The sequence below is a fragment of the Brevibacillus sp. 1238 genome (assembly GCF_029892995.1).
GTDB lineage: Bacteria > Bacillota > Bacilli > Brevibacillales > Brevibacillaceae > Brevibacillus > Brevibacillus parabrevis.
In genome coordinates, this window is sequence record NZ_JARXWC010000008.1 from 202,823 (window position 1) to 216,254 (window position 13,432).

Below are 13,432 nucleotides of genomic sequence, written 5' to 3' on the forward strand. Positions count from 1 at the left end.
CTGTATCCTCCCTTTTTTGGTTAGCTTGGGACTGGACGCGCTTTTCGCGGGAGCACGCCCAGTTTATTGAATTGACAAACCAGTCGCCCGGATGCGCGACGACTGGCACTGTTTACGTATGAACGACGCGCGAAACTAGCTGCTTCGCCAAATGGGCAAAGCCCTGCACCATTTTTTTCAATTCGGCCGCTTTGAACAGCAGGCTGTCGTACTCCAGATGAATCCTGATCCGCTCCTCGCTGTCGACTTCCCAGCCCCAGACGGCATTGAAAGAAGACGATACGGCTTGTGAAACAGCAGGAACCAACGGGTACAGCAAAAACATCGTTTTGTCCTGCTCCCGTCCGATCCGATACGGCGGAACAGATGGGAACGATTGGTGCTGCTCCGCTTGGGCGATCTTTTCCTTGACTGTCATGAACAGCGAGTCGAAGTCAGACATGCCGGAAAAGTCAAGCGTAACCAACTGGAGCTGCTCGCGTTTGTTCAACAGGTGGATCGAGATGCTCGCTTCGTTCGACACCTGCTTGAGCAAGTAAAACAGCAGTGCAAGCATGACTTCCTCGATGCGCATTTCATGAAGCTGGGCGATTTGGAATAAGCCCTTTGCCGTGGCAGGGGGCAGCTCCAACGCCAAAGGCAAGCTTTCGCCGGAATCGCTTGCCGACAGGAAGTAGTGAGTCGGCAGGGAAACCCCGCGCTTGCCCGCTCCTTGCGAGGCAAAGATCGCCGCTTCGATGGACGCAGCCAGCCGCTCAATGGTCGGATGGGTAAAAATATCCGCTACGTGGATTTGCAGCCCAAATTGTTCTTTGATCTGCTCCTGCATCAGCACCACCGTAAGCGATGTTCCGCCCAGATCGAAGTACGAATCCGCGGCGCTGATTTGCTCCAGATGCAACAGCTTTTTCCAGATGGAAGCCAGCTTTTCTTCCACCTCGGTAGTCGGCTGTCTGAACGGTTTGGAGCTGACCAGCTGTGTTTGCTGCAGCGACTTCAGCTTCTTGCGGTCGACTTTTTGGTTATGGTTCAACGGAATTTGCTCGATCACGAAAAATTGCTGCGGGATCATATAAGCGGGCAGCTGCTCCAGCAGGAACCCTTTCAGCTCATCGATCTCGATCGTCGCCTCTGCCGCGAGTACCAGGTAGCTCGTCAAGCCTTTCTCGTCATCCGCAGCGGATTTCCCGGAACGTTCCGCCAGCGACTCCAGCACGACGACATTGTCGCGAATCCCGGGATACGCGGAAATGACCGCCTTGATCTCAGCCAGTTCGATGCGGAAGCCGCGAATTTTTACTTGATCGTCAATCCTGCCCGCGCACTGAATCGTGCCATCCGCCATAAAACGCGCGATGTCGCCTGTCCTGTACATCGTAGGCTGCATCTCGCCGTCGAACGGATTGGCAACAAACCGCTCGGCCGTTAGCGCCGGATTGTTGATATACCCGAATGCCACACCCATGCCGCCGATGTACATTTCTCCGTAGACGCCCACGGGAACGGGCTTTTTGTCCCGGTCCAAAATATAAATTTGCGTATTGGCGATGGGCTTGCCGATTGTCAGTTGCTCTGCATCGGTAATCTCGGCAATCGTGGACCAGATCGTCGTTTCAGTCGGCCCGTACATGTTCCAGAAGGAGCCGACCTTGCCGAGCATTTCTCGCGCCAAGTCTTGCGGCAGGCTTTCTCCACCGCATAGCGCTTTCAGTTGCGGATTGCCTGTCCAGCCGGACATGAGCAACATTTTCCACGTGGCTGGCGTCGCCTGCATCACGGTGATCCCGTGCGTTTCGAGCAAGCGGCTCAACTGCCTGCCATCCGCCATCTCCGTTTTGCTGGCAAGAACGACTGTCGCTCCAGTGATGAGCGGCAAATACAGCTCCAGCCCGAAAATGTCAAAGGAGAAGGTCGTCACGGACAGCAGCTTATCTGCGGCTGTCATGCCCGGTTGGCTCGACATGGACAGCAAAAAGTTGCCCAAAGCGCGATGCGGAACCATGACCCCTTTCGGCTTTCCTGTAGAACCGGATGTAAAGATGATGTAAGCCGTCTGTGACGGTTCGATTGCGGCGGACAGCGGCGAGGAAGACTCTTGCTTAATCTCGCTCCACTCCTGATCCAAAAGCACGAGGCTTTGGCAGCGGAGCTTGCCGTCTGCGAGCAAATCGCTGGTGGAAATCATCACGTTGACACCAGCATCTTCCTGAATCTGCTGCAAGCGCTGCAACGGAATGCTGGCATCGAGCGGAACATAAGCGCCCTCTGCTTTCAGGACAGCCAGCATGGCGATCACCATGTCAAGCGAACGCTCGATGTATATGCCTACGGGCTGTTCCCGCGTCACCCCTCGTTTTTGCAAGTACCGGGCCAGCTTGTTTGCCGCCTGCTCCAACTCCCGGTAGCTCAGGGACGCTGCTCCCAGCGATACGGCTGCTTTGTCCGGATGTTGTTCCACCTGGCGCTCAAACAGGGACAAGACGTTAGCGCCTGGGTCCACCTGCTGCCGCGTTTGGTTAAAGCCGACCAGCACCTGCTGTTGTTCCTGCCCGGACATGATCTCGACTTTTGCCAAGGCAGCTTCCGGCTCGGCTACCGCCTGCTGCATAATCTGCGCGAAGTAGCGCGCCATGCGCTCCATCGTTTCTTTGGCAAACAGCTTCGTGGAGTATTCAATCTCGCACCCGATTTGCGGCCCTTCCTCCCAAGCGGTAAAGCGGATGCTGAACATGGCCGTTTTATGCTTGTAAAACGAAGTAATCTCCTGGACCCCGCCGATTTGGTCGGTCTTGTCGTACACATCGCGGAAACTGAACATCGTTTCAAACAATGGATTTCTGCTCAAATCGCGCTGAATATCCAGATTGTTGATTAACTCTTCGAACGGATAGTCCTGATGGTCGAGCGCAGCAGAAATCGTTTGCTTGACGGCTTGCAGCAACTGCGAGAAGGAGTCGGCAGCATCGACGCTCAGTTTCAAGGCAACGGTATCGACGAAGGCTCCGATGAGATTTTCCAGCTCCGTCTGCTTCCGCCCGGATACGGGGGTTCCGACGATGACCGTCTCTTGCTGGCATATTTTCGACAAGAGGACAGCGTACACAGCCAGCAGTCCCATATTGACTGTAGCCGCTTCCTGTTTCAGCATGCTTTTGAACCGCTCAGTCGTATCGCGATCAATGTGAAAGGAAACGAAATCTCCCTCAAAGCTCTGGACAAGCGGCGGCTTGAAATCGGTCGGCAGCTGCAGCTTCGTTTCGTGCTCGCCATTCGCGAATTGCGCCAGCCAGTATTGTTTCTGTTTTTCAAAGGCAGGGGTGCCTCGCATGGCTGCATGCCATTCCGCGTAATCTTTGTACTGCACAGGCAATGCGGGCAATTCCTCGCCCTTGTAAAAGGCCAGAAAATCTTTGATCAGCAGCTGATACGACGTCTCATCTGATATGAGGTGATGCATGTCAATGAGCAGCAGCTTTTTGCTTGGCTCGTAACCAACGCGAATGAGCGGCGCTTTTTCCAGGTCAAACGGCCGGATAAAGGCAGAGATCGCCAACGCCATTCCTTCTTCCGGCAGCACCAGCTCCTCGATGGCGAACGGAACCGTCTCATGAACAGTCTGCACGACCTCTTGCCCCACAAAGCCAAAGGAGGTGCGGAAAATCTCATGACGCCCGATGAGCTGTTCAAAAATGTGCTGGATTTTGCCCGGCTCTACTTCCCCGTCCAATTGGTACACGCCCGGATTGTTGTAGACCGTTGTCAACGGGTGCATCTTTTGCAGGAAGTACACTCGCTTCTGAACGGACGTCAGCGGATAGTGGTCTTTGCGCGGTGCGACGCGAACCCCTCCCACCTGGCTCGGACTCGTCTGCTGCAAATAGGCAGAAAGTCCGGCGACAGTGGGATGGTGAAGAAAATAAGCCATAGGGATGCGTTCGTTGTACAGCTTCTGGATTTTTCCCACAATCGACAGGGCCATAATCGAGTCTCCGCCCAACTCAAACAAGCTGTCGTCAACACCGATTGGCTGCATGCCAAACTGCGCTTCCCATACCGCTGTAATTTGCTGTTCCCGTTCATCTCGCGGCGCGACATATTCCGTTGTCAAATCGGGCCGCTCGTATTTAACAGCGCTGTCAGGCTGCGGATAATCAAAGGCGATACCCTCTGAGACAAGCGGGAATTGCGCGTCCTGGTACCGGGTAATCAGCTCGTTTAAGTCATAGGCAGAGATGGCAACCTGCGGAAGCGAGATCGCCCCGACCCTGGAAAAGATGTGAACGCCTTCCGCTTCCGTGATCGCATGCGCCAGCTCCTCACCCGTCAACTGCCGATGCTTCTCCTCGATTTCCTTTGCCATTCCCGTCGCTTTCCATCTCTCCCAGTTGATCGACAAAACGGGAAACTGACTATTATTTCCATGGCAATAGTTTGCGAACGAGTCGAGGAACGCGTTTGCAGCGCAATAGCCTGCTTGCCCGATGGAGGGGATGTACGCACTCAAGGAAGAAAACAGGATAAAAAAGTCGAGCGGCCTGTCGCGCACAGCTTCATAAAGCAGCGATGTGCCCTCGACCTTGGCTGCCAGCATCTTTTTGCCGCTTTCTCTTGTGGAACGCTGGATCATTTCCCCATCGGCGACGCCAGCAGCATGGATCACTCCATTCAGTTCCCCGCCTAGGCGGTCTGCTTTTTGCAGCAGCTCTTCCACTTGGCGCTTGTCGCTGATGTCCGCATGGATGAGGTGAATGCTTCCGCCTGCCTGCTCGATTGCGCACAGTCGATGAATCGTTTGTTTGAGCTTGTCGTCTGCGTTGTTGTCTGCAAGCAGCTCCTGCCATTTTTCCTTAGTCGGGAACAATGTCCTGCCCACCAAAATCAGGGTGGCTTGCGCCTTTTGCGCCAAAAAGTCGGCGATGGCCAGCCCAATTCCGCCCAAACCGCCCGTGATCAAGTACGTTCCTCCCGGCTTCAGCTCCATGCTGTCACTGGAATCGAAGGAAACGGCCTCGTGCGTCGGCAGCCAAAAATGCTTGTTTTGATAGGCGACGATACCGTTCCAGGTTTGTGACAAAAGCGGGCGGACGAACGAATCGAGCGCCTTTTCCAGATCGTTCGCTTCCGATGTGAAGTCACTGTCAAACAAATGGCAGCGAATCGTCGGGTATTCCAGCGGGATAACTTTGATCGGCCCTAGCATGATCGACTTTTGCGGGTTCAGCTTGCCAACATCGGCCACCGAGCAGACTCCGTTTGCCAAAACTTTTAGCTCCAGCGAATGTCCGTCAAAATGCTTGCCAAATTCCTTGGCAATCGCAAGCAAGCTGTAGTAGCCGTTGTCCAGTGTCGTCTCCAGGCTCGGCAACGGCCCGGCCGCTTCTAAGCTCCACATGTGGATGACCTCATCCGGCGTGAACGAACTGTCTTTTAATTGTTGAAACAGCCAGTCGTAATCTTCGTCCTGGCCCGGATTGATCGCAAATTCGTTGCCGCGAATCTGCTGCCGCTGCGCACTTTTGCAAACGACAATACACTGCTCGCTCAACTGCTGTACTTTTTGCGTCAAAAGCTCACTGACTTTCGACTGCTCGGCAAAAATCAGCCGCCGCTTCTGTTTGTACGTACTGTCTTTGGCTGAAAAGACGGGGGTATGCCGCTTCCATGATGGAACGTAGTACCAGTCCTCGATCGGCTTCCTCGCCAACTGCTGCGAACTCGCTGCCTGCGGCTGAAACGAGGCCGCTTCCAGCCAAAACTTTTTGCGCATAAAAGGATAAGTCGGCAACGGAACCCGCGTTCCATCCGGGTTGACTTTGTCCCAGTCCAGGTTCACACCGTACTGCCACAGCTTGCCGAGCCGCTTGTACAGATGAAGCTGCTCCGAGACAGTGCTGTTGGCATACGGGATCAGGTTTAGTATGTTCTGCCCGGAAACAGATACGGTTCCAGCGTCGAACGTCCGTTTTGCCAGCGCACTCAAATCGTGTCCTGGCCCGATTTCGATAAATACGGCGCGCTGGTTTGCAAACAACTGGAGCGCCTTCGTAAACTGCACGGTGTCTTTTAACTGGCGCAGCCAATAGTCAGGAGCTGCCAAGTCTGCCTGCTCTGCCCATTCTCCTGTCACGCTGGAGAGAAAAGGAATTTGCATATCCTGAAAGGCTACCGGCTGTAAAGCGGCCTGATAATCGTCCAGTATCGATTCGACCCGTGACGTATGAATCACTTTGGGGAACGGCAGCGGCGTGCACATCCGTTTGTCCTGTTTCAGCTTCTCTTCCAGCTCCACAATGAGCGGTGTCGGGCCGCCGACTACGCAGGACGCTTGATTGTCGATGGCAATTTCCAGCGAGTCAGACAAAAACGGAGTCACTTCCGCCACAGAGAGCGGAATGCTCAGCATTTTGCCATCAGGCAGCCTGCGAAACAGCTCCCCGCGCTTGAGTACGAGCTGCAGTGCCTGTTCGAGCGTGAACAGCCCAGCGATGGTAGCCGCGATATATTCACCCAGACTGTAGCCGATCACGGCATCCGGTTGAACTCCCCACTCCATCACAAGCCGGGCCAGTGCGTACTCGAACACAAACAAAATCACTTGCCCGTGATCGAGGCTGGCGATTGCCTGCTTGGCCTGTTCCTGCTGCTCGTCACGCGGGAACAAAATGGAACGGTAATCGACCGGGGAATATCGTTGAAGCAGAGAGAAGCAATGATCGAGACTCTCTCGAAAAATTTGCTCCTGTTCATACAGTTCGCGTCCCATATTGACGTATTGCGAGCCTTGGCCGGAGAACATGAATACGATCTGTCCAGGCTCTCCATCCGCACGGTAAGCTTGTGCCTGCCGGGAGCCTTTATCCGTCAAGGCGCGGATCAGCTCGGTACGGCTCTTGCAAACGATTTGCTTGCGGTATTCAAATGACTTCCGGCCCTTTTGCAGGGTGTAGGCGACATCTTGCAGCTTGATCTCGGGGTGCTCTTCGAGATGCTTTGCCAGATTGTCTGCCATTTGTTCCAGCGATTCGCTGTTTTGCGCGGACAGCAAAACGAGCTGTGGCTGCTGCTCTGTATCCAGCGATTCGCTGACCTCTGGCGCTTCCTCGACGATCAGATGCGCATTTTGCCCCCCGACGCCAAACGAGCTGATTCCCGCCCGCAACGGATACGCTCCACGCTGCCATTCGCGCAGTGTGGTGTTGATCGCAAAGCGGCTGTTTTCCATGTCCAAAGCCGGGTTGCTCCTGGCAAAATTGATCATCGGCGGGATCTGGCGGTGTTTCAGGGCGAGGACGGTCTTCACGAAACCCGCTACTCCTGACGCTGCATCGAGATGGCCGATGTTGTTTTTGACCGAGCCTAGGACGCACTCGCTTTGCCGCTCGCGAAACACTTGCTTGAGCGCCGTAAACTCGATGGAATCTCCGAGCTGTGTTCCAGTCCCGTGCGTTTCAATGTACGAGATGCTTTCCGCCTCTACATCGGAGAGCTGCAAGGCGCTTTGAATGACCTCTTTTTGCCCCTCGACGCTCGGCGCCATGTATCCTGCTTTGCGGTTGCCGTCGTTGTTGACGGCGCTGCCTTTGATAATCGCCCATATATGGTCTTTGTCCGCCAGCGCATTTTCCAGCGGCTTTAACACGACCACTCCGACGCCGTTCCCGAACAGAATGCCGGATGCCGCTTCGTCAAAGGCGCGAATTTGGCCGTTTTTTGACAGAAAGTGCCCTTCTTCGTACATATATCCGCTCTTGTGCGGAATCAAAATCGAGCAGCCACCTGCAATCGCCATGTCGCATTCGCCGCTGAGCAAGCTGCGGCAAGCGGCGTGAATGGCGGTCAACGAAGTCGAGCATGCGGTGGTGAGCGTCAAGCTCGGCCCTTTTAAATTGAACTTGTAGGAAATGCGCGAGGCGAGGAAGTCTTTGTTGCTCAACTGGATTTCGGAAAAGAGATCCCGGTGCTCCCCTTCATATGAATACACTCTGGCATTCCAGCTGTAATTGCTCGATGCTCCGGCAAAGACACCTACTAATCCGGGATAATGGTCAGGGACGTATCCGGCGTCTTCCATAGCTTCCCAGGCTACCTCGTGAAACAGGCGAACTTGCGGGTCCATGACCAGAGCGTCTTTGGGGCTGTACCCGAAAAAGCGTTCGTCAAAATATTCAAACTGATCGATGATCGCACCAGCCTTGACGTAGTTTTCATGCTCGATCAGCTCTTGTGGTACTCCTTCTGCTCTAAGCTCTTCGTCGCTAAAAAACGTGATCGACTCCAGCCCGTCCTTGAGGTTGTTCCAAAATTGCTGGCGATTGTTCGCTCCCGGAAAGCGGCAGGATAAGCCGATCACGGCGATTTCCAGGCCGTTGAAGTTTCGCGTGTCAGCCATTTCGCACCTCCTTTCCTTTTTGGCGCAGCAGCTTTAATTTATCCATCCCTTTATGGACAATTTCAGAGCGATCGAAGCCATGATCGTTTGCCGCCGTATCGTTGTCTTCCGCTTTCAGGTACCCGGCCAGCTTGCGGATGGTCGGGTATTCGAACCAGGAAGAGATCAGAACAGGCTTCTGAATCGTTTTCTGGAGAATATCGTTGATCCCGACAATATCAAGCGACGTGACGCCTGCATCAAAGAAATTGTCGTCCAGTCCCATGTTCGCATTCCCAATCGCGTCCTGAATCGTCTCCTGCAGCAGTTGCTCCAGGGGAATCTCTTTCTGGCTCTCTTGCTTGCCTGCTTTTATGTAGCGAGGGCGGTTTACCCACTGCTCAAGCCGCGGCTCCAGGTCTGTCGTGGACACGATGACATGCTCTTCCTGGTGCAGAAGGGAAAACAAATGCGCAAACAGTTGTCGGCCTTCTGCGGGCGAAATCAATTGCTCCAGCCGTTCGCTTGTCGCTGTGCGGCTGCCTGGATCGGCAAGCGAAAAGTTCCAGGCGTCCCAACCGACAGACATCCATCGCGTTCGCTGCTGCCCTTGGTTCATCTTTTGCACAAAGCTGTCCATGAATTGGTTAGCCGCCGTATAGGCAACCAGTCCGATTCCGCCGAGTATCGAGGACAGCGAGGAATTGACCAGGCAGTACCCGATCTCTTTTTCCCGGATCAGCTTTTCCAGAACGAGCAGCCCTGTTTGCTTGACCGCAAACTCCGCTTCACACATGTCGCGACGGATATGGGGGATCGCGTGCTGAAAGAAATCGCTCACGACTCTGCCAGCAGAAAAGATGATTCCGTCAATCCGTCCGATCGTCGCCTCTATCTCTTCCAAAAGAGCTTTCATTTGTGCTTCATCGCTTACATCGACCTGATACAGATGAATTTGGGCGCCCCATGCTTGCAACTGCATCAGTTCGCAAATTTTCTGGTGCAGCGGGTCGCTTGCGGAAGTGGTGGATACGTATTCCTCCCACTGCGTTTCCGGCAAAAATGGCGAACGCCCTGTCAAAATGATCGTAGCTGGACCGTGCTGGGCTAACGCCCCCGCTGCGGTCAAGCCAATTCCGCCCAAGCCGCCGAGAATCAGATGCACGCCGCCTGCTTCGGGCTGTGCAGTTGTCGGCGGGTCCAAGCGAAGCGGTTCAAACGTGCGCACCCATTTATGACGATTGCGGATCGCGAGCAAGTTTTCCGGCTCTTGCTTCAGCAACTCCTCCACAAGCAGCGTCATGCCAGGCTGCCCTTGTTTCACGAATGGTTCCGGCTCGATTTCCAGGAAAGCCGAGCGGACATTGCCAAATTCTTGCGTGAGCACCTGAGCCGCCCCGAGCGCCATAGCCTGCTGTGGCAGCAAAGCTTCGTTCCCGGTGATCGATTGAGACGCGGACGCAATCACGAAAAGCTGGATTTGCTGCTGCGGATCGAGCATGCCAAACGATTGGCCCAAGTGCAGCAGACGGTAAAACACAGACGGCCCGGCAGCCGGGGAAGCATCTGCGCACTCGTTTGCAAGGCTCCACAAGTGCACGATTTTCCAGGTCTGGCCCGGCGTAAACACTTCCCGCAACAGCGCGAGATACTGCTCCGTTTCTTCGGGATGAATCTCGTACGCATTCGGGTCCAGCTTGGAAAAGTGCTGCCCTGCCTTTACCGTGCACACGCGTTTTCCTTTTGCTTGCAGCGCTTGCTTGACCGCTTCGCCGATTCCGTCCGTATCGATAAACAGCAGGTAGGTGTCAGACTGCTCGTCGTCTGTACGGGTACGGCCAGATCCGTTGTATTGCTTCCACACAGGCCGATACAGCCACTTCTCCGGTTCGTTTTTGCGAGAAAGATTAGGCTGTGGCTGAGGGGCGGCGGTACGCGCTTTTTTCTCAAACCAATACTTGTCGCGATCGAACCCGTACGTCGGAAGGGACAGGCGGCTTCTGTTCTCGCCGGAGTACCGTTCCCGCCAATCAATCGCAGCCCCCTGCTGCCAAAGCTCGCCCAAGCTCTTGGCAAAACGCCACTCCGCCGACTCCATCTCTCCATGCGCAGGCAACAGATGGATGGCAGGAAGGCTGCATTCCGCCCCGGATGGCTGCTTCATCCCGATCCCAATGACAAGGTGAACATCGCTCTCCGTGAGCGGAGCCTTTGCTGTCGCTGGCAAAGCGGATGCTTGCGTGGTGTGCAGCCAAAAGTTTGTCTGACCAACCAGCTCGCTCGTGACGGCAGTCCCGCCGGACAAGATAGCGTGATCCGCGCTGCCCGCTGGCATTGCCCGCAACAGCGAAGCCAGTTCTGCTTCGATCCGGCTTTGTTGTTCTTCTGCTGCCCGAAGCCACTTGTGTTTCAGGACGATGATTTTCGCGAGGTCGGACACGGTTGCCAGCTTCGCCTGATAGACAGCCGCAAACAAGCCTGCCCCGTCCGCAATCGCCACCTGCGGCTTGATTCCGAGAGAAACCAAAAAGTCGGCCAAGGCACTTTGGCAAAGAAACTGGCTCAGTTCCCCGTACATCGGGTCAAAAGCGTCGTCATTATGCAACAGGTCGGCACCCGTCAAAAGGCGATCCAGGCTGGGCGCAGCCAACGCAGCTTTGGACAAGTCGTGGACATAACCGTCCAAGATGCGGGAAAAGCACTGTTCAGTCTGGTACAACTCGCGCGCCATCGTGCAAAGCGCTTGGTTTTGCGCTGAAAACCAAAAAGCCGTGCGAAGCTCCTCCTGCCTGCTTTCGCTTGCCGTGCCGATTGCGGCTGCTTCCAGCAAGCGAGCAGCTTCTCCTACGGAAGAGCAAACCACCATTTTCCGATGCGAAAAATGAGCGCGCCCCGTCTGCAACGTATACGACACATCCGCAGGGGAAAGCGCAGGCTGGGCACGGAAAAATTGCGCCATTTTCCGGCACGTATTCGCCAATGCCTTTTCTGTTTTGGCTGAGAACAAAAACAGATGCTGCTGTCTCGCAGAAGCATCGGAAGCATAGACAGGAGCTGCTTCCAGAACGACATGGGCGTTTGTCCCGCCAATGCCAAACGAACTGACGCCTGCCTTCGGCGAATCGCTGACGTCTTTCCACGAACGCGGACGTGTGTTGACGTAAAAGGGACTATGCTCCAATGCCAGCTTCGGGTTCGGCTGCTCGTGGTGAATGCAAGGCGGGATCACTTGATGTTTCAGAGCCAAGGCCGTCTTGATTAGACCGATGATGCCCGCTGCCGTATCCAGGTGGCCGATATTCGGTTTGACAGACCCGATGGCGCAAAATTGGCGCGAGGTCGCCTCGGCCTGGAAAACCTCTTTGAGTGCTTTTATTTCAATCGCGTCGCCCAGCTCGGTTCCGGTTCCGTGTGTTTCGATATAGCTGATTTCCCGCGGCGAAACGTTGGCGACGGTGAGCGCCTCGTGAATGACCTGCGCCTGACCGATTGGACTCGGCGCGGTGTACCCGATTTTTTCTTCTCCGTCATTGTTGACCGCCGTGCCGCAGATGACCGCCTGAATGTTGTCGCGATCGCGAATCGCATCTGCCAACCGCTTCAAGACCACGATGCCGATGCCATTGCCAAAAACCGTTCCCGCAGAGTCGGCATCAAAGACACGGCAATGTCCATCCGGAGAAACCATGCCTTCTTTTTGGTAGACATAGCCTGCTGTCTGTTCGCTGCGGATCGTCACGCCCCCTGCCAGCGCCATGTCACACTCGCCATTCAGCAGACTTTGGCTGGCCAAATGAACCGCGACCAAGGAGGAAGAGCACGCTGTCTGCACATTGACGGAAGGGCCGCGCAAGCCGAGCTTGAACGACACCTTGGAAGCGAGAAAATCTTTTTCGTTGCCGATGCCGATTTGCACGTGCCCAAGCCGTTTTACCAGCTCCTGATCTTCGTACAGACGCAAAAAGTAGCTGCTGATGCACGAGCTGGCGTACACGCCCACGACAAGACGCTCGATATCCTGGACGCAGCCCGCATCCTCAAGCGCTTCCCAGGCGCATTCGAGAAAGACGCGATGCTGCGGATCGGTAATCTCGGCATCCTTGGCCGTATAGCGAAAAAAGCCCGCGTCGAAATACGCTGTATCGTTCAGGACGGCCCCTCTTTTTACATAGTGCGGGTCGTGAAGGAGATCAGCAGGAACACCTGCCTCTCTCAATTCCTCATCCGTAAACGTCTTGATCGATTCCACACCGCGGACGATGTTTTGCCAAAAAGCCAAAGGGGTATCGCCATCGGGAACACGGCAGGACATGCCGACGATCGCGATTTTTGAATGGATCAACTCTTCATCCACCACTCCACTCACTCCCGTTTATTTATAATGACACTCTCGGGTGTTGAAAAAGGGTTTGCAATGCCTGTCTCAGTTCGTCGACACTGTACGCAAAAAAAGTAGGAGCTTCCTGCTGGAGCACCTCTACCGAATTATGGCCCCAGGCGACTGCGATGCTTTTCACTTGCGCCTCCCTGGCACAGATCAGGTCGTTTTTCCCGTCGCCAACAAAGACGGAGTGATCAATACCGGATTGCAATTGCTCAATGGCAACAAGCAGACTTTCCGGGTGCGGCTTTGGATGGGTGACATCATCGGAACAGACCACCCCATCAAAATAATCGATCAAGCGAAATTCTTCCAGGATGTGGATGGTGCGCTTGCGATCTTTTCCCGTACACAATCCGCATTTCCAGCCTTCCTGTTGAATGAATCGCAGCACGTCTTCCATCCCCGCCACAATCTCGATCAGGTGGATGTTGGAGCTGGCGATTTTGCGATAATGCTCGACCATGCTCTGGGGCAGGTTCATTTTGGCGAAAATATTCGGAATCGAATCGCCGCTGTGTCCAAGAAACTCCTCAAAGGAAGGGAGCGGACCGTCGGAAACGAGCTGAAAGCTGTCATAGAACGCCTTGCGCTGCACCTCAAGCGAATCAATAATCACTCCATCGAAGTCAAACACGACACTTTTTTGCATACGCTTCTCCTTTAATCCTGTCATTGTCCAA

General features: G+C 54.7%; 3 protein-coding genes. All 3 read right to left on the reverse strand.

What is annotated here, in order from left to right:
• Positions 1 to 112: 112 nt before the first annotated feature.
• Genes M2298_RS18890 through M2298_RS18900 form a run of 3 tightly spaced genes read right to left on the reverse strand, consistent with a single transcriptional unit; the run spans position 113 to position 13,401 of the window.
• A complete protein-coding gene (locus tag M2298_RS18890) occupies positions 113 to 8,389 on the reverse strand; it encodes a non-ribosomal peptide synthetase/type I polyketide synthase (protein WP_280648890.1) in 8,277 nt (2,758 codons plus the stop codon).
• Positions 8,382 to 12,722 carry an SDR family NAD(P)-dependent oxidoreductase gene (locus M2298_RS18895; RefSeq protein ID WP_280648891.1) on the reverse strand — a complete coding sequence of 1,447 codons (4,341 nt, stop codon included), beginning with the start codon at positions 12,720 to 12,722 and terminating at the stop codon, positions 8,382 to 8,384. The genes M2298_RS18890 and M2298_RS18895 overlap by 8 nt, the downstream gene beginning before the upstream one ends.
• Before the next feature lie 22 nt (positions 12,723 to 12,744).
• Positions 12,745 to 13,401 carry an HAD family hydrolase gene (locus tag M2298_RS18900; RefSeq protein ID WP_173599528.1) on the reverse strand — a complete coding sequence of 219 codons (657 nt, stop codon included), beginning with the start codon at positions 13,399 to 13,401 and terminating at the stop codon, positions 12,745 to 12,747.
• Between the last annotated feature and the right edge of the window lie 31 nt (positions 13,402 to 13,432).

Coding starts and splice junctions, on each gene's coding strand:
- M2298_RS18890 (WP_280648890.1), bottom strand. CDS start 8,389: ATGGCTGACACGCGAAACTTCAACGGCCTGGAAATCGCCGTGATCGGC.
- M2298_RS18900 (WP_173599528.1), bottom strand. CDS start 13,401: ATGCAAAAAAGTGTCGTGTTTGACTTCGATGGAGTGATTATTGATTCG.